We start from the raw sequence: 16,943 nt of genomic DNA, 5'->3' as shown, positions 1-16,943 counted from the left end.
CCCCCTCATTATAACGAATCCCCGCACAGGGACGAAACGTGCCGCCAAACGGCGGGAGAACATGTAGCCCAGGGCGTGTCCGGTAAATCCGTGAAGGGAGCAAATGCTTTCCCGGGCGAGTGACTTGTCAAAGCCCGGCCCGGCGAAACCCGGAAAGCACGGGGATGAACGCGCGGGCAATTTCCTCTGAGCGAAGCGTACTCGTACGTTACCCGGATCCTGCGCGCCGGGTCGGAACGGACATAACCCGCTTCCTTGGGAGGGTGCGGGTGAAGCGGGCCGGAAAAGGCAGCGGCCACGCGCTTGTCGGACCGCTTCATCATGGTTCGATTCCTGCTCGCTCCCTGTTGGTCCGTTTGGTCTTGTCCACATATTTTCCGGAATTGGTTCATATAAGTGGTGACAAAGGAACGGGGAAATCATGTACCAAAGGACGGGATCGACATGAGCCATTTCGCATCCACGACCGTGCTGGATTTTTTCATCGCCTTGGGTGTCGTTCTGGGCGGGGTACTGCTGGGAGGTATCGGCGCCGTCATCGGCGGAAAGCCGCCGATGGACACGATGATCAACTTGGCGGAGCAACTCAAAATCTGGGCGATGGTGGCCGCGATCGGAGGCACGTTTGATGCCATCCGCACATTTGAGGTCCACATTCTCGAAGGAAAATTGAACCAGGTGATTCAACAGATGGTGTTCATTTTCAGTGCGTTTTTCGGCGCCCATGTCGGCACGGTCCTGATCCGCTGGCTCATCCAGGGGAACGGATGATGAGACGCCACATGTACGGTCGATTCCGCCCCCATCCCCGCATCTGGGTCGTGTTCATCCTCGGTATCCTGATCGGTGCCGCCGGTATGCTGGTCTATCTGGGAGAAAAATTGGACAGTTTTTATCTGGAACGGGATGCCATGTACTATGCCAACAACCAAAAGCAGAAGGAAATCTTGCGTCTCAAAACGGAACTGGACCGGCTCACGCACGAAGAATCCAAGCGCAGGGAAGCCGCCGGCAAGATTCGCAAAATTCAGGTGGAAGTGTTGACCCCGCAACGTTTCGGGCAGGAAACGATCAAAGCCGAAGTGGAGAAATTATTGCAACCGTTCGTGGGCAAATCGATCGAGTGGTTGGGACGCAACCCGGATTTGCTGGACTCCGTCCTGCAGGGCAGAACGATCCGTTTGCCCGATCCCAAAGCGAGTGCGGTGCAACTTCGCGTCAAATATGTGACCCTGGTGGATTCCGATCTCAAAGTCTGGATTGATGCGCAGGATGTTCCCCCGGATGAATAATGTGTCATAGGGAGAGTACATCTGACCGTTTTGTCCACATCCTGTGGACGTTATTTTTTTCTCCCGATCCCAGCTTCGACATGGGACAAAATGGCCTCAAGCGAGTCCAAAACCATGATCCTGTCGGTGTGGTATCCTTGTTCATTTATCCAAGTGATCAACCTGTTTCTGCATGAGCAGCCCTCTTCAACACAACAGATTTTTTCCGTGCATCCAATAAGCTGAGAAGTTCTGACCCGTTCTTCCTCACTCACGGATCAGGATCGGGTTCCTTTTTCAACAGCAACCCGCCGACAGTCGAAAAAAGCGCTCCCATTGCCAAAAAGCTGGTTGCATACATGGGGATATCTCCTTCAGGAACCGTTTTATCGATCTCAAACCCGTAAAAATGCAATTCCACCCCGACATGAACAGGTGTGTTGATCAACTCAACAAACTTCCATAAGCAAAGCACACCAAGAACCATCAGTAACGCACCCGATATTCTGCAGGCAAACTTTTTCATCCTCTTGCCTCCCTGCAATTTCTTCTATCACAGTTTCGGCATCTCCCCCCATTCGTTCCTTTTCAAATATCGGATAACTTGCCCGTCTTCCCTGGAAGCGGTATACTGAAATATGGAAAAACATGTGATTTTGTATGATCAAAATCAACATACAAGCGGAATCATCGTCGAGGCGTGAAATCGCAAACGGAAGCTTCCGAAAATATTGCTAAATCGCAAGAGCGATAAACTTGAATACGGGATATCGTGCTATTCCACAGTTTGTTTATACAACATAGGATAAAAGGGATGACCGACATGAAAGTGGATTTCGGCAAGACCTCTCACGATTACGTAAAATATCGGGCAGGTTATCCGGAAACGTTGTTTTCCCGCCTGAAAGACTACGGAATCGGACACATTGGACAAACCATCCTGGATATCGGCACAGGCACGGGATACCTGGCCCGGCCCCTGGCCAAACAAGGAGCAAAAGTGACAGGCATGGATCCATCCGCCGAAATGTTAACCGCCGCTGAGCAATTGGACCGGGAACAGCATATCACCATCCGTTATGTTCAGGGGAGGGCGGAAAAACTTCCATTTCCGGACCGTTCCTTTCATGTCGTGACAGCCGGTCAATGCTGGCATTGGTTTGAAAGGGATCAAGCCGCCCGGGAAGTGTACCGGGTACTCCAACCCCGCGGAAAAATCGCGATTGTTCACTTCGACTGGCTGCCACTTCCCGGAAGTGTGGTGTCCGTCACCGAACAGCTGATTCTGCAATACAATCCGGAATGGAAAGGAGGCGGCGGGACGGGTATTTACCCTCAATGGTTGACGGACTTGTCGGAAGCCGGATTTCAAGACATGGAATCGTTCTCGTTCGATGTAAACGTGCCGTACACACATGAAAGCTGGAGAGGGAGAATTCGCGCCAGCGCCGGTATCGGAGCCAGTTTGCCTCCTGAGCAAGTCGTCTCCTTTGATGCTGAGTTGCAAAGGATATTATCGGCTTCCTACCCTGACCCGCTTATGATCCCCCATCGCGTGTTCGCTGTCATCGGAACCAAAAACAGTGAGGAACCCAGGTCTGACAATGCTGTGACCGGTTGACAAAACGTGTCGCAAATCTTTTCATTTTAGGATTAGCGAGTGAGAATCCTCCCCATTTCTTGGGGCAGATGAAAGCGAGCGTTGCTCGGTATCCCCCTTGCGGGGATGCTTGGAGCAACAATATAATACTGATGAGTGCGGAAACACTGAAAACGATATCCGAGTGAAAACTCGGTAAACGAAACCAAACCAGGCATTGGACGTGCCTTCGTGGATGGATGCAGGGCACTGCACCAGATGAAGCGAGAAGCTCGCCATTTCAATGGCGATGTAGTTCACGGTATGATGATACTAGAAGGAAAGGGGGAACCACCATGATCATCAGTCGCAAACACTTGGCCAAAGCCAAATTGGAAAAGATCAAAAAGGGCTATTCCGCATATGCGGAAACGGAAGAAGTGGCCCAGTGGATCGAAAAGGAATTGGCCAACCTGGACATTCCGGTTCATATCGACCGCACACCGCATGGGTACTGGTTCATCCCTGAAAAACAGGAAGGTTGACAGCACTTCCACAAGTTTCGCCTCCACCCGTCACGGTGGCGGCTTTCTATTGTATACCTATCCTTGTTGTCTGTAGGAGGATGTCATGAAAACGCTTTTGTCGTTCTTCGTCGCCATCATCATTGTGACAGCGATTCTCGTCTTCATCTACAACATGGCTGCCCGCCGTTCTGAAGGAAACCGCCGCGGCTTTCACCAAGCCAAAATGAACATCAGTATGGGAGTCATGTTTCTCGCCATCGCCGGCATGCACTTTGCCACTCCGGGCGGTGCATGGTTGCGTACCTTGTTGAACACATTGATCCTGTTGATCGGCTTGATCAACTTGTATTACGGGATCAAACATTACCGCCATTTTCGCACGCTGTTGGATCGGGAAAGCGAAACTGCGGAAAAGGCAACCCAAAACGGCAGCGACCCTGACATTAACAACGAAACTGATCCCGCCCGTGAATAACGAACGGTTTTTGACCAGCCTTTTTTCTTTTTTTGGAGGGATGATCTTGAGCAGTTTGCTCCTGTTGGTCGGCATCCTCGTCTCTGTCATCTCTTTTGTCCTGCTGATCCGGCTCTATTTCAAGTTCCGCCGGGCGGAAGGAGACGACAACAGATGACCCAGGGACAATTTTTCGTCTATATCGGCATGCTTTTTCTTTCCATGTCTCTGATTGAGGGGGTTACCAACGACGCTCATCCGTGGCTGAAACTGGCATTGGGCGTAAGTTGCTTGTTGGATGGCATTCGACGGGTTCGAGCCGCAAAAAGGACGTCGATATGAGTGAATGCAGCCGCTGGTAGCGGCTTATTTCCTGCCAATATATAATAAGTGGGACGATACGCCGAGTAGGTAGGGGTCTGTTGCCAGTTCAATCAGTAAATCCAGCAGCTTTTCAAATTCTTTCTCCCCGCGATTCCGCTAATATTCCCACTGCTCAGACGTAAAAACAGCCCCAAGATTGGTTGAACCGATCAAGCGCAAGGTCTCAAATCCATGGCTCTCCATAAACGGTTGGATCTCATCGATGGGAAAATAATATGCGCCTGTAAATCGTCCTTCGTCATGGTGATCAAAAATGCCTGTCTTCATAAATTGACGGATCGTGTCCATCTGATCGTGGGGCTTCCATTGCTGCGGTGCCAACAGCGATTGGAGCACATGCCTTACTCTGGACATGAATGCGACAAATACCATCCCACCTTTTTTGGTAACGCGGTATAACTCCTTCACCGCTGCGATCCGCTCCTCTTCTGCCTGCAGGTGATACAATGGCCCCATCATCAAAACGGCGTCAAATTGTCCCTCTTTCCATTGTTTCAGATCTCTGGCATCTGCCACGAAAAAACCGTCGAATTGATCCATCAACCCGAGCTCAGCCGCTTTTTTTCTGGCGATGTCCACCAGCCGAGGTGTGATATCCGTCAAGGTCACACGATATCCGTGTTGGGCCAATGCCATTGAGTATTTCCCAGGGCCGGCTCCATTGTCCAATATGCATCTGCCTGGTGGAAGGTATCGTTTGATATAATGCCAATTGATGTGAAACTCAAGAGGTTCCCGATCGAGACGTCCCCACTCATCAAATGACTGGTAATAGCGAATCACTTTGTCCACTGGTTGTTCACTCCTGTTGAAAAAGAATTAATTTTCATATCTTTGGATGATGGATAAACCGAAATTTTTTATTATTTTTCCAGATAATGTCAGACTATTCCTTGGTCAAGGTGATTTTTTATCCGGAGTGATGGGACACCTCAGAAAAAAGAAAAGAGAGGAGATGCAACTCCCATGTTTGACGGGCTGGCTCAATGGTATTTTCTTGAGAAGGTTTATGAACATAAGGCGCAGGTAAGTTCAATGGGCTTCGAGATCATCACCTCGATTTTTCAGTTGATCAGTTTGCTACTCTTCATCGGCATTCCCATCACCCTCATCTGGTTCATCGTCTGGATGGTGTAAAAGGTTCGAAACGCATTTGGAGGCCATCGCGAAGAACATGGAAAAAGAAGAGAAGAATGGAATGGACTCGGCGGAAATACAGATCGCTTCAACTTCAGAGGGGCATTGTTCCGGCGTGTCTTTGATTCTTTCGCTCACATCCGACAGCAAAAATGTGTTGGGGGCAAAGTTGAAAACGGGAGCCGCTTTCCATACACCTGACTGCTGAACAAGTCCGGATTCCGGCTCCCATGACATTGATTCATCACCGTTCAAACACCTGCGCCGACACCAACGCTTTGGAAACCAACTGCTCCTCGTGGTAGACTTCCATATCCACTTTGGCGAACTTGCGTCCCATCTCCATTATACGCGGGACGAGCACGATTTCGCTCTCCAACTGTACCGGCTTCAACAGATAGATCGTCAGGGTTTCCGACACCAGGTCACTGCGCCGCTGACGACGCAGGACGCGATTGGCCGCCTCCGTGATCAGGGCGGTCAACACCCCGGTGCTGAGCGTCCCCAGTGAATCTGTCATCTGCGGCGTCACCACGCCCCGAAACGCGACCTGGCCATTTTTGTCCCGCACTTCGCTGAACCCCTGGAAGATCAGATCATGGATCGTTTCCCCCACCTGCGGCTGTTTCGACATGTATTGCAGCGATTTGATCACGTCCTGGCGACTGATCACGCCCAACAGCTTGCGCTGTTCGTTCACCACGGGCAACAGTTCGATCCCTTCCCACACCATCTCATGGGCGGCTGATGCCAACGAGGTTTTTGGCGTCACGGTGATGGGCTGTTTGGTCATAACCTTCTCCAGACGCTCTTCCGGATTGTGCCCCATCACATCCTTGGTGGTCACCATACCGACCACCCTGTTGCCGTCGTCCACTACAGGATAACGGCTGTGTCCCGTCTGCTGCACCTTCTCATGGAACCGTGCCACTTGATCGTTCACATGCAGAGCGACTGGCTTGCGCTCCGGGGACAACATATCTTCCACCAAAAGGATTTCCTTTTTGATCAATCGATCGTCAATCGCACGGTTGATCATCGACGCCACGGTGAACGTATCATAACTGCAGGAGATGACGGGCAACTCCAGCTCGTCGGCCAGCGCCTTCACTTCCTCCGTCGTATCGAACCCGCCCGTGATCAGTACTGCCGCGCCGCGCTGAAGGGAAATGCGATGCACATTGTCCCGGTTGCCTACGATCAACAGGTTGCCCGGTTCCACATACCGCATCATCGCCTCCAGTTTCATCGCACCGATCACAAACCGGTTCAGGGTTTTGTGCAATCCGCCCCGACCGCCCAACACTTGACCGTCGACGATATTGACCACTTCCGCGAACGTGAGCCGCTCGATATCCGAACGTTGCTTTTTCTCGATCCGTACCGTGCCGACCCGTTCGATCGTGTTGACCAGCCCTTGAACCTCGGCGTCCTTGATTGCCCGATACGCCGTCCCCTCGCTGACACCCAGCGTCTGGGCGATCTGACGAACGGAGATTTTGTGGCCGACCTCCAATTGCTCAATATATTGTAAAATTTGTTCATGTTTGGTGGGCATGCGCATCCCTTCTTTCCCCGAATTGTTGATCCTGTTATATAACATTATACACCAAATCAAATACAGTCCAAAAAAGAATAAGGAGAGTCTCGACTCTCCTTTAACTCTCTACCAAGTAACAGTTTTCGTTTCAAACTGAAACACAATGAATCCCGCGGCATTTTCCGCAGGTTTCCAGCTTCATTCATCGGTTGTTTGCCGGCATAAGTTTCACCAACTCGTCCTACCCCATACGCCGCCTCTGTCTGCTCGACAAACGATGGTTCCATGCCCGCTGTACTTCCAGCCATCGTTGTCTCCGCTCCCATTCTTCCCGCCGCTCGCGCTCCCGCTCCGTCCGCCAGGCCATCCAGCCGTTTGCCGCCGCAACGAGTACGGCCAATGACGTCCACAACACAGCAAACCATGTACCCCATCCCCACTCGGCGGAAAACGGCAGACGGGGAAACGCCAGCAACATCATCGCCAACGTCAACACCAGCGATAAGCCGTGCTTGTTCCGCAACATGAAACATCCCTCCCGCACGCCGTTGTTACATTGTACGTACAACCTCGGCAGGCATGCAAAAAAAAAAAGAGACGGTGTGGCTCCGTCTCAATGAAGGGGGTTTTCATCCTGTTTTTAATCGTAATAGAAGTAGATTACAGTCACGTTACATCGCATTTACATTTTTTTATCGGGTGAGTTCGATCGATTCCCCGCTTTGCAGGATGACGCCCCGGATGCCTTTCGTCTCCAACCGTTTCACGAAAGCGTCGGCATCCTGCTCAATCAACGGGAAGGTGTTGTAATGCATGGGAATCACGCGTTTGGCACCCACCCATTCGGCCGCCAACAATGCATCTTCCGGTCCCATCGTAAAATTGTCGCCGATCGGCAGCATGGCCACGTCCACTTCATGTTGCATACCGATCAGTTTCATGTCGGAGAACAAACCGGTATCTCCCGCATGGTAAATGGTGAAGTCCCCCATGGTGACGATCAGTCCGGCTGGCATGCCGAGATAGATGATTTCCTGCGTATCTTCACGGGTGAAGCCGGAGCCGTGGAATGCCGGCGTCAATTTCACGCGACCGAAATCAAACGTGTTCCCTCCGCCGATGTGCAAGGGATGCACTTTGGCTCCTTGCCATCCCAACCATGTGGCCAACTCGAACGGCGCAATGATCGTGGCGTCGTTTTCCTTGGCGATTTGAAGGGCGTCGCCGACATGATCCCCGTGTCCGTGGGTCAGCAGAATGGCATCCACGCGGATGTCTTCCGGTTTGGCAGTCGCTTTGGGATTGCCCGTCAAGAACGGATCGATGATCACGCGTTTGTCGCCGTGTTCCAACTCAAAACAGCTGTGCCCGTGAAACAGGATTTTCACTGTGATGTTCCCTCCCGATCTTTTCCTGGTTTTGAGCGTGTCCGATGAATATGGTCCATCACCTGTCCCGGCTTTACAAACCTGCGCCCTGAAAGGAAACCGACTGGGTTCGAACGTGTTGGCGCCTTATGGATGATTGACCGGACACACCCTGGTCACTTCTCTATCATTGTAACGTGTTTGCCGGACGAGACAAAGCCCCTCTCCGCACGTGCAGGTTGTCTGATAGGCAAGCCCCTTTTTTTCACCCGCATATACATGCCTACATACGATACATTAGCCAAATACAGCGGAAGGGGATCGTCATGGGGCAACATCGCGTACAAATTCAAATCGTGCCGAACCGATACTTTCCCCCGCAGATGAACATGGTCATCAGCCGTCATCTGGCCCAAAAGCTCCATCTGGAGCATTACACCATCTGGACCGCCTTCGGTTCGGCCGCCGGAACAGGTCTCGTCGCATTGACCCAAACCCAAAGCCCTCTGATTCGCATCAGCGCTTCGCTGGCGCACCACCTCCACCTGACACAGTCATTGTCCACCAACGCGCGATATGATCCGAAGGGACGCGTGTTGCGGTTCGGACCCATCCTCGGCATCCTGATCAACCAAGATGTTCAGGCAACCGAAATGGACCAACCTTTCGGGTCCATGACCCGTTTTCTGGAGGAATGCATCCTCGCCGGCAAAAATCGCGGTGTTGTCGTGACCGTTCTCCGACCGGAAGAGATCCTCTTGAAGGACAAAACGGTTCGGGGATGGATATACGAGCAAAATCAGTGGCAAAAGGCGTTGCTTCCACTGCCCGATGTGGTTTACAACCGGATCACCTCCCGCCGCATCGAAGCGAAACCGCAACTGCAAAAAAAAATCCAGCGTCTGCGCAATCTGCATCATATCTCCATTTTCAACGAGCGCTTTCTTGACAAACAACAAGTATACGACATATTGAAACAGGATCCGAAAATTCGGACCATGTTACCTGAAACTTATCCTTTTTCTCCCAATATCCTGCGGATCATGTTGATGAAATACCCTTGTCTGTACCTGAAACCGACCAATGGCAGCCTGGGAAACGGCATATTTCGCGTCACCAACCATGGTGGAGTCATCACTTGCCAATACACGTCTGCAACGCGCAATCTGACGCAAACATTGCGGTCCGTGCCGGTAGCGGTGAAGTGGTTGCAACAACGTATCAGACGGTCTCCCTACATCATTCAACAGGGATTGACACTGGTCAGAAAAGATGGACGTCCAATCGATTTTCGCGTGTTGGTGCAAAAGAACATTCGCGGAGAATGGGCGGTCACGTCCACAGTGGGACGCGTCGCCAACGATCAGGACATCGTGTCCAATCTCGCTCGGGGCGGCACATTGCACAAAGCAGGCGAAGTGTTGCTGAACCTGCACGTTCCCCACAAGCCGACGCTTGCTCAGCTTCGCGCCAAAGCCATACAGATCGCCCAGACATTTGAACGGTTGGCCGACGGTCATTACGCAGAACTGGGAATCGACCTGGCGTTGGACATTCAGGGAAAACTGTGGTTACTGGAGATCAATTCCAAACCGTCCAAGACTGACGATACGGTGACGAATCCCACTTTGACCACCCGGCCGTCCGTCTCGCGGCTGATTGATTACACCTGCCACCTCTGCGGTTTGGTTTCTGCCGCCGAGGGGCGACGCAAGATCAAGCGCACACCGCAAACCAAACCTGTCAGGAGGAAATCCCGATGAACGGTGATCAGGTCAAAACGCCCACACTGGGGATCACCGTTTGTAAGACGCGCGGAACCCCGCCTTTTCATGAAACGGCCTATTTCAAACAATTGACGCGGGAAGGTCAAAAGCTCGGAATACGGGTAATCGTCTTTTGCCCCAAAGACGTCGACTGGGCGCGGCGTTCGGTTTCAGCCTGGCGGTATTCCGTCCGACGCGGGCAATGGATCGCTGCGTGTTATCCACTTCCCATGTTGATTTACGATCGGTGTTACTATTCCAACACTCGTCACTATCTGGAGTACAAACCCTACGTCAACAAACTTGCCACCGATCCCCAGATCCGCCTTTTGGGACGGCCGCTGGGCGGAAAATGGCAAACCTATACGTTTCTGGCCGAAGATCCCGATCTTCGACCTCATCTTCCGGAAACCCGATGTCTTACGACCATGCAAGATTTATACACGATCCTGGGGCGCTACCGTTCCGCGGTGATCAAACCCAACGGCGGCAGTCACGGTCAAGGAGTGGCGGCCATCCTCCCCGGAAAAGACGGGATTCGCGTGCGCGGTCGTACACGCAGCAATCAGACGTTTGATCACCGTTTGGCCAATCGCTCTCAAATGGAGCAGTGGATATCACGATTCACTCACGGCTCCCGCTATGTTGTTCAACCGTATCTGCCGTTATGTACCAAAGATGGCCGACCGTTCGACGTCCGGATCCTGATGCAAAAAGGAGAAAGAGGAGATTGGGTCCAAACCGGCATGGCTGTCCGCGTGGGCAAACCACAAACACTGACGTCCAATCTTCACGGGGGTGGAAAAGCCGTTAAGGCCGAAGCGTTTTTTTCCCGCCACTATGCCCCGGAACTTCGTACACATATCCTCGAGAAATTGCAATGGTTGTCTACGCAAGTGCCGATACGGATCGAGTCGCGACACGGTCGCATGGTGGAAGTGGGCTTGGACGTCGGTGTCGATCCCCAGGGCCGTGTCTGGCTGTTGGAGGTCAATTCCAAACCGGGGCGCAGCGTTTTCCTGCTGACCGGTGAGAAAGAAATCCGACGCCGTTCCATTGAGTTACCGATGCGATATGCCCGGGCTCTGTTGGACGGGCAAGTAGGAGGGTCACTATGAGTTCCATTATCTGCCGCATACTTCCTTTATCCAATGCCCCAACCGAAGCCGTCATCCTCACACAACCGCTGATGGAAAAATGGGGATGCAACAACGGGCAATCCGTCAAAATCTCCTTGGGAAACAAAATGCTGATCACGCGGGTGATCAGCATCAGGCGGCGTGCACCGATCATTTATCTTCCGGTTGCGACCGCCCGACAGCTCAGTATACCTTACTTTGGCGAGGTACGGGTCACTTTCCAAAACCGATGCATCAAATTGGGACCGGTCCTCGCCATCCTGACAACCGGTTTTACCGGCTCCATCACTTCACCATTCGGCAGCCGAACACAGTTGTTTCGCAACTTCCTCGTCGCCGGACAGGATGAAAAACCGTACTTTTATGTTTTCACTCCCGAAATGATCGATTGGCAGCGCGGCGTTATCAATGGTTGGTTCCTTCGAAAAGACAAGTCGGGACACTACCACTGGGAACGCCTGACGTCTCCTTTCCCCGACGTGATTTACGAACGTGTACCCAATCGCAAATCCGAATCGCTGCCTCACGTCCAACAATGCCTGAACCGGTTGAAATCGTTGACCGATTGCCGGGTTTTCAACCAAGGATTTTTCAACAAATGGTCCATCCATGAATTGCTCCACAATCACCCGCTAACGGCTCCATTCATCCCCGAATCCGCCCTCTGCCCTTCCATCAATCAAATTCAGGAGATGCTGAACCGGCACCAAATGGTCTATCTCAAGCCCAGTGGAGGCAGCTTGGGCCTCGGCATCTTTCGCATCACCCGGCATCCGACAAGCGGCTATTACTGCCGATTCCGCGAAGGGGACAAAAATATCCTGCATCGTTTCCATTCGCTGGATAAGCTGATCCAATATTATTTCGGCAAGCAATTGCACCGTTTTGAACGTTATCTGGTGCAACAAGGCATTCGGTTGATCAAGTATGAAGGCCGTCCGGTCGACTTTCGTGTGCATATGCACAAAGATAAATCCGGTCAATGGCAGGTGGTTGGCATCGGCACCAAAGTGGCCGGTTTCGGCAGTGTGACCACCCATGTACGTACCGGTGGTCAGTTGCTTTCGACATCCACGCTGATGCAAAAGATATTCGGCGATGAGGAGCAGTATGTCAAAGAAGCAATCCACGAAGCCTCCATCCGCATCGCGCAAGTGCTGGAGGAGCAGATTGACGGTCCCCTCGGCGAGTTGGGACTGGACATCGGCGTCGATCGAAATCATCAAGTATGGCTGTTTGAAGTCAACGCCAAGCCGGGACGCCACATTTTTCTCCACCCCGACCTGCGTGATGCCGGCCGCAAATCGGCCCGGTATATCACGGAATACAGCTTGAGACTCGCCAATTTTGTGTAGAGAGGATGTTGATCGGTGGCGTTAGCGAATGCTGGTTGGTTGGCATGGCAAAATGCGACCACTCCCGTCGCGTTTATCCCACATCCGCGCTACTCGCCGAAACCGTTGCCCAAACAATTGTCGGTTGTTTTGGGAACGGGCTGGAAAGCCAGAATTCCCGTCGCACAGAGAAGAACCAACGTTGGCAACACTCTATACACTCCCGCCAGGGTGTTGCCCACCAGCGATGACGAATACAGAGTCGGACCGTTCGTCGCCATCCTCACCTCCGACGGGAATCGCGACTTCCGGGGAAACAAACGTAATTTTATCGACATTATCCGGATGGGTCGCAAAATCGGGGTGACCGTTTTCGTCGTTACCCCCAGCGGCATCCATCCCCACGAACCCACCGTACAGGGTTACCTGTTGGACGATCATGAGGAGAAAATTCAATGGATTCCAGCTACCATGCCCATGCCCAACATTGTATATAACCGCATCCCCAACCGCATTTTGGAACAACGACATGAAGAGCAGGTCGCGATCCGATTCTTCCAGGAGACGCCAGGGATTCGGCTGTTTAACCCCGGTTTCTTCGATAAATGGATGCTGTACGAATATCTGGTGAACTCCAAAGAGACTCAACCCTATCTGCCCGAAACGGTCCAATGGGACAAAGAAAACGAATGCCGCCAATTATTCCAGCGCCATCCCATTCTGTTTTTAAAACCTGTCGACGGCAAGGCGGGGTTGGATATGATCCGCATCATTCGCGAGCCAAACAGGTATGAAGTGATCCATCAATCGCAAAACGGCAAGAAACGATACCACAGGACTGATTTCAACTCGTTGTGGCGATTGCTGAAAACCCTGACGAATCAACGAAAATACATCCTGCAACAGGGCATCCCCCTGGCCACTTACCGCAACCGACCCTTTGATCTGCGACTGTTGTTGCAAAAAGACGGAACGGGATGTTGGCAATTCACCGGCCTGGGCATTCGCGTTGCCGGCCGGGACGCCATTTCCACACATGTTCCCATGGGCGGGTCCATCGCACCCGCTTCCGAAGTATTGCAGGAAGTGTTTCGGGATCACCAAACTGAGATCCGGGAGACGATCGAGCAGACAGCACTCAAGATCGCACGCCACATCGAGGCGGAAAGACGATACAACCTGGGAGAAATGTCGATGGATCTGGGCATCGAACAAAACGGGCGGTTATGGTTTTTTGAAGCCAATGCCAAGCCGATGAAATTCGACGAACCGGACATTCGGCACCTGTCGTTGGCCCGGTTGATCCATTACTGTCTTTATCTCAGCGGATTCAAGCAAAGCAAGGAGGCATGACCACCGTGCATGTACAAATGCTTACTCCCCGGCAATTATCTCAATACCGCCTCAAAATCCTCTCTTTTTTTCGGAAATATGGCGAAAACCGAATCACGCACAAAGCACTTCGCTGGCTTCAACAACTATCTGACGAACAATATCCGGAAGGCACACTGGCCTCCATCGCCTTTGAAAAAAAACGGATTGTCGGCATCATCGTCTTTGGGCGCTACGGGCTGGACGAATCGATTATCGCCGTACATCCCGCCTTTCGAAAAAAGGGGATCGGGGAAACCCTGCTCGGGCATGCATTGGACGAACTGGGAAAAGTATATACCCGCGTTGCCTGCGATAACACCCCCAGCCTCAAATTGTGCTTCTCCTCCGGGTTGGTGGCGTTTCGTCTGTTCCGCGGCCCCACGGGCAAACCAACCTTGTGGCTGGCAGGCGGCAATTGGGACCCTTCGGAAGTAACAGACTGAATCCCATTTCGGCGAAACGCGGTCCAAAGCAAAAGCCCTTTGTTCATCAGGAACAAAGGGCTTGTCCGTGTCTTATCGGATCACGCGGCGGGCCGTGACATACGTCTTGTCCAACCAAGGGGTGCTCATACTGTCGTAACGCACCCCGCCCGGTCCGTACGTATGCAGTATTTTGTTGTTGCCGGCGTAGATTCCCACGTGACCGATCTGTCCGTCCGAACGCCCGGCCTTAAAGAATACCAGATCTCCTTTTTGCAGTTGTCCCCGAGGCACAAACGTACCTACCCGCGCTTGCTCACGGGAAGAACGGGGGAGATTGATGCCATTCTCTTTGAAAACCGTTTGTACGAACAACGAGCAGTCAAAGTATCGCTTTTGACCGGACGGCGCTCCATATTTGTAGGGAGTCCCCAGGTATTTTTCCCCGGTTTGGATAATCCGGTCAGCCAGGGAAGCACTTGACTCGGTTTGATTCGCTTGAGCTGAGTTGTTGTTTTGTGGAACGGTTTGCGTTTGCTGATTGGTTTGGCGATCGGCAACCGTCTGTTGCTGGCGATTTTCTGCGTATGTTCGGTTGATTCCATATTGGCGGAATATTTTTTGAACCATGCTGTATGCATTGGCGTTGGACGGCGTCACCGCAGTTTGTTGCGGTGTGGCATGACCAATCCCTGCGGGCAGTGCCATTACCGTCATCAACGATACAGTCATCAACAGCAACGACTTTTTCAACACTTGTTGAAAACGCATGACATCCCCCTTTTCTCCGTCTCCCATTTTTTACAGATTTCAGGATATCCCTAAAATCCTTGTCTATGGTAACATAAATCGCTACACCAGGTTTATGTAATATACTCCATTCATACCTAATGAAAGAAAATATTTGTATAATCATTCAATTTTAATCCTATATCTTCAATCCAAACCATTTGTTACCACCCATTTTTAGGTTCAATGGTTTCCACATTTGTACCTGATGAATATACCTATAGATGACTGACTCAATATGCGAAAGGATGGAGAGACGAATGAGGAAAAAGAAATCCAATAGCCTCTCCAACAAAAAAATCCAGCCTCGTTTGTTGGAAAGGGAACCGATTTTTCCATCGAGCGACTTTAGTGAACTGGCTGACGAACAGGTGTTGGAGGAGATCATAAAAAAAGAACAGGAAGAAATACTGAGAGCAAAGGAAATGGTCAAAAAGCCGATAGAGTCACCGTTTTTCGACGATGACCCCCCCGCTCCCAAAAGCGGCGGACCCGCAGCAAAACAAACCGCCCAACAACTAAAAAAACAACGCGTCCATTCCCAATCGTCCAAAGCCTTTATCTACACGGATGACATTACCGACGGTGCGGTCACCGCGGAAAAAATTGCCCGGCGCGCGATTGACGAATCCAAACTGCAAAATCAGTCCGTCAACGAAGATCATTTAGCGGACGGTGCGGTCAACACGGCCAAGATCGCCAACGGTGCTGTTACCGGTCCGAAAATTGCACCCGGTGCAATTCGGGGGTTCCACATTGCGGCGGATACCATTACCAGCGACAAAATACGAAGGGAAGCGATTCAATCCGATCACTTGAAGGAAAACAGCGTCTCGGGAGATAAGTTGGTTGATCGCAGTATTGATGGCAGAAAACTGAAAGAAAAATCGATCACTTCCAAGCACTTGGTCAAGGGCCATGTGGAAGCCGACCATCTTGCGGATGAGGCCATTACCGGAAACAAAATCAAAAGCGGCTCCATCGAGTCTCGACAGCTGGCCAACGAATCCATCACCAACGCCAAACTGGCGGATCAATCCGTTACAACCTCCAAACTGGCCAATGGTTCCGTGACAGCTTCCAAAATCGCACCTGAAGCTGTTCACAGTGAAGCGATTATTGAACAAGCAATCATCAGTAAACATCTGGCCGAAAACGTCATTACCGAGTTCCACCTGTCGGAGCATGCCGTCACCCAATCTAAAATCGCTCCTGGTTCGATTGCCACAGAGCACCTGCAACGGAAAACCGTCTCCAACGAACATGTGCAGCCAGGTGCCATTCACGATTATCATTTGGCCGACAACGCTGTAACCCAATCCAAAATCGCACCTCGTTCGATTCAGTCCGATATGGTGGACGATCAAACCATACAAAGTCACCACATTCAAAAAGAAAGCATTCATTCGAAACACCTTCACCGTCGATCGATTGAGTCCGACCATCTTCAGGAAGGGATCGTGCAGGAACAACATCTTGCCGAAAATGCCGTCACCGGAGGAAAAATTGCGGATCATTCAATCACTACATCCAAGTTGTCCCCGGAATCCATCTCCACTGACAAACTGATCGATTATGCCGTCAACAGCAACAAATTGGCTGACGGTGCAGTTATTTCTGGCAAAATCGCATCGAAGGCCATCGTTTCCGAACATCTCACACCCGAATCCGTCTCCGATTCCCACATCCAGGATCAAGCTGTCCATACGCGCCATCTCGCTCCCAATACCATCCAGTCACATCATATCCAAAACGGGGCCGTCTCTCGGGAGCACCTCGCCGAACAATCCGTCGACACTGCCAAAATCGCACCGCAGACCATTGTCTCCAAACATCTCACACCCGAATCCGTCTCCGATT

At 51.7% G+C, this 16,943-nt stretch carries 18 protein-coding genes and 1 pseudogene; 12 read left to right on the top strand and 7 right to left on the bottom strand.

The window, feature by feature from the left end; genetic code table 11:
* Positions 1 to 444: 444 nt before the first annotated feature.
* Positions 445 to 771 carry a YtrH family sporulation protein gene (locus tag JQC72_RS05540; RefSeq protein WP_205493605.1) on the top strand — a complete coding sequence of 109 codons (327 nt, stop codon included), beginning with the start codon at positions 445 to 447 and terminating at the stop codon, positions 769 to 771.
* Positions 771 to 1,292 carry a sporulation membrane protein YtrI gene (locus JQC72_RS05535; protein WP_205493603.1) on the top strand — a complete coding sequence of 174 codons (522 nt, stop codon included), beginning with the start codon at positions 771 to 773 and terminating at the stop codon, positions 1,290 to 1,292. The genes JQC72_RS05540 and JQC72_RS05535 overlap by 1 nt, the downstream gene beginning before the upstream one ends.
* Positions 1,293 to 1,542: 250 nt before the next feature.
* On the opposite strand, the gene JQC72_RS05530 is transcribed toward JQC72_RS05535, so the two are convergent.
* A complete protein-coding gene (locus JQC72_RS05530) occupies positions 1,543 to 1,797 on the bottom strand; it encodes a hypothetical protein (RefSeq protein ID WP_205493601.1) in 255 nt (84 codons plus the stop codon).
* Between the two features lie 288 nt (positions 1,798 to 2,085).
* On the opposite strand from JQC72_RS05530, the gene JQC72_RS05525 reads away from it, so the two are divergent.
* The 4 genes from JQC72_RS05525 to JQC72_RS05510 all read left to right on the top strand — a co-directional run bounded on the left by JQC72_RS05525 (position 2,086) and on the right by JQC72_RS05510 (position 4,173).
* A complete protein-coding gene (locus JQC72_RS05525; RefSeq protein ID WP_302104541.1) occupies positions 2,086 to 2,892 on the top strand; it encodes a class I SAM-dependent methyltransferase in 807 nt (268 codons plus the stop codon).
* 314 nt (positions 2,893 to 3,206) lie between these two features.
* Positions 3,207 to 3,395 carry a YtzJ family protein gene (locus JQC72_RS05520; protein ID WP_205493599.1) on the top strand — a complete coding sequence of 63 codons (189 nt, stop codon included), beginning with the start codon at positions 3,207 to 3,209 and terminating at the stop codon, positions 3,393 to 3,395.
* An 85-nt stretch (positions 3,396 to 3,480) separates the two neighbouring features.
* Entirely contained in the window at positions 3,481 to 3,852 is a 372-nt protein-coding gene (locus JQC72_RS05515) for a YtpI family protein (protein ID WP_205493597.1), read from the top strand.
* A 153-nt stretch (positions 3,853 to 4,005) separates the two neighbouring features.
* Entirely contained in the window at positions 4,006 to 4,173 is a 168-nt protein-coding gene (locus tag JQC72_RS05510; RefSeq protein WP_205493595.1) for a hypothetical protein, read from the top strand.
* 138 nt (positions 4,174 to 4,311) lie between these two features.
* On the opposite strand, the gene JQC72_RS05505 is transcribed toward JQC72_RS05510, so the two are convergent.
* The 5 genes from JQC72_RS05505 to JQC72_RS05485 all read right to left on the bottom strand — a co-directional run bounded on the left by JQC72_RS05505 (position 4,312) and on the right by JQC72_RS05485 (position 8,280).
* Positions 4,312 to 5,007 (bottom strand): class I SAM-dependent methyltransferase, encoded by a 696-nt coding sequence (locus JQC72_RS05505; RefSeq protein ID WP_335342404.1) that lies wholly within the window; start codon positions 5,005 to 5,007, stop codon positions 4,312 to 4,314.
* A 288-nt stretch (positions 5,008 to 5,295) separates the two neighbouring features.
* On the bottom strand, positions 5,296 to 5,607 hold the full coding sequence (locus JQC72_RS05500) for a hypothetical protein (RefSeq protein ID WP_205493593.1): 312 nt from the start codon (positions 5,605 to 5,607) through the stop codon (positions 5,296 to 5,298).
* Entirely contained in the window at positions 5,597 to 6,910 is a 1,314-nt protein-coding gene (locus JQC72_RS05495) for a DRTGG domain-containing protein (protein WP_205493591.1), read from the bottom strand. Before JQC72_RS05495 ends, JQC72_RS05500 begins: the two co-directional genes overlap by 11 nt.
* A 223-nt stretch (positions 6,911 to 7,133) precedes the next feature.
* The gene (locus tag JQC72_RS05490; protein ID WP_205493587.1) at positions 7,134 to 7,418 is read right to left on the bottom strand and encodes a hypothetical protein; all 285 of its coding nucleotides are present in this window, start codon (positions 7,416 to 7,418) and stop codon (positions 7,134 to 7,136) included.
* Between the two features lie 166 nt (positions 7,419 to 7,584).
* On the bottom strand, positions 7,585 to 8,280 hold the full coding sequence (locus JQC72_RS05485; RefSeq protein ID WP_205493586.1) for a metal-dependent hydrolase: 696 nt from the start codon (positions 8,278 to 8,280) through the stop codon (positions 7,585 to 7,587).
* Between the two features lie 305 nt (positions 8,281 to 8,585).
* Between JQC72_RS05485 and JQC72_RS05480 the strand changes: the two genes are divergently transcribed.
* The 5 genes from JQC72_RS05480 to JQC72_RS05460 are packed head-to-tail and all read left to right on the top strand — an operon-like array spanning position 8,586 to position 14,315.
* Positions 8,586 to 10,022, top strand: coding sequence for a YheC/YheD family endospore coat-associated protein (locus JQC72_RS05480; RefSeq protein ID WP_205493585.1), 1,437 nt, complete (start codon positions 8,586 to 8,588; stop codon positions 10,020 to 10,022).
* Positions 10,019 to 11,143, top strand: a complete 1,125-nt coding sequence (locus tag JQC72_RS05475; RefSeq protein WP_205493583.1) for a YheC/YheD family endospore coat-associated protein — start codon at positions 10,019 to 10,021, stop codon at positions 11,141 to 11,143. The genes JQC72_RS05480 and JQC72_RS05475 overlap by 4 nt, the downstream gene beginning before the upstream one ends.
* On the top strand, positions 11,140 to 12,519 hold the full coding sequence (locus JQC72_RS05470) for a YheC/YheD family endospore coat-associated protein (RefSeq protein WP_205493582.1): 1,380 nt from the start codon (positions 11,140 to 11,142) through the stop codon (positions 12,517 to 12,519). Before JQC72_RS05475 ends, JQC72_RS05470 begins: the two co-directional genes overlap by 4 nt.
* A gap of 15 nt (positions 12,520 to 12,534) precedes the next feature.
* Entirely contained in the window at positions 12,535 to 13,851 is a 1,317-nt protein-coding gene (locus JQC72_RS05465; RefSeq protein ID WP_205493581.1) for a YheC/YheD family endospore coat-associated protein, read from the top strand.
* A gap of 5 nt (positions 13,852 to 13,856) precedes the next feature.
* On the top strand, positions 13,857 to 14,315 hold the full coding sequence (locus tag JQC72_RS05460) for a GNAT family N-acetyltransferase (protein WP_205493578.1): 459 nt from the start codon (positions 13,857 to 13,859) through the stop codon (positions 14,313 to 14,315).
* Positions 14,316 to 14,387: 72 nt separating this feature from the next.
* Here JQC72_RS05460 and JQC72_RS05455 read toward each other — a convergent pair whose 3' ends face one another.
* Positions 14,388 to 15,065: a C40 family peptidase gene (locus JQC72_RS05455; protein WP_302104539.1), complete on the bottom strand. Its 678-nt coding sequence runs from the start codon at positions 15,063 to 15,065 to the stop codon at positions 14,388 to 14,390.
* A gap of 278 nt (positions 15,066 to 15,343) precedes the next feature.
* On the opposite strand from JQC72_RS05455, the pseudogene JQC72_RS05450 reads away from it, so the two are divergent.
* Positions 15,344 to 16,943 (top strand): annotated as a pseudogene (locus tag JQC72_RS05450) (hypothetical protein); the annotation flags it as partial.

It is taken from the genome of Polycladomyces zharkentensis, assembly GCF_016938855.1.
GTDB classification, from domain to species: domain Bacteria; phylum Bacillota; class Bacilli; order Thermoactinomycetales; family JIR-001; genus Polycladomyces; species Polycladomyces zharkentensis.
The sequence above is the reverse complement of the archived record's forward strand: the minus strand, read 5'-3'. Positions and strand labels throughout refer to the sequence as shown.

What these genes read in the sequence shown, in the direction of transcription:
- JQC72_RS05540 (WP_205493605.1), top strand. Translation starts at nt 445, where the DNA reads ATGAGCCATTTCGCATCCACGACCGTGCTGGATTTTTTCATCGCCTTG.
- JQC72_RS05535 (WP_205493603.1), top strand. Translation starts at nt 771, where the DNA reads ATGAGACGCCACATGTACGGTCGATTCCGCCCCCATCCCCGCATCTGG.
- JQC72_RS05530 (WP_205493601.1), bottom strand. Translation starts at nt 1,797, where the DNA reads ATGAAAAAGTTTGCCTGCAGAATATCGGGTGCGTTACTGATGGTTCTT.
- JQC72_RS05525 (WP_302104541.1), top strand. Translation starts at nt 2,086, where the DNA reads ATGACCGACATGAAAGTGGATTTCGGCAAGACCTCTCACGATTACGTA.
- JQC72_RS05520 (WP_205493599.1), top strand. Translation starts at nt 3,207, where the DNA reads ATGATCATCAGTCGCAAACACTTGGCCAAAGCCAAATTGGAAAAGATC.
- JQC72_RS05515 (WP_205493597.1), top strand. Translation starts at nt 3,481, where the DNA reads ATGAAAACGCTTTTGTCGTTCTTCGTCGCCATCATCATTGTGACAGCG.
- JQC72_RS05510 (WP_205493595.1), top strand. Translation starts at nt 4,006, where the DNA reads ATGACCCAGGGACAATTTTTCGTCTATATCGGCATGCTTTTTCTTTCC.
- JQC72_RS05495 (WP_205493591.1), bottom strand. Translation starts at nt 6,910, where the DNA reads ATGCCCACCAAACATGAACAAATTTTACAATATATTGAGCAATTGGAG.
- JQC72_RS05490 (WP_205493587.1), bottom strand. Translation starts at nt 7,418, where the DNA reads ATGTTGCGGAACAAGCACGGCTTATCGCTGGTGTTGACGTTGGCGATG.
- JQC72_RS05480 (WP_205493585.1), top strand. Translation starts at nt 8,586, where the DNA reads ATGGGGCAACATCGCGTACAAATTCAAATCGTGCCGAACCGATACTTT.
- JQC72_RS05475 (WP_205493583.1), top strand. Translation starts at nt 10,019, where the DNA reads ATGAACGGTGATCAGGTCAAAACGCCCACACTGGGGATCACCGTTTGT.
- JQC72_RS05470 (WP_205493582.1), top strand. Translation starts at nt 11,140, where the DNA reads ATGAGTTCCATTATCTGCCGCATACTTCCTTTATCCAATGCCCCAACC.
- JQC72_RS05455 (WP_302104539.1), bottom strand. Translation starts at nt 15,065, where the DNA reads ATGCGTTTTCAACAAGTGTTGAAAAAGTCGTTGCTGTTGATGACTGTA.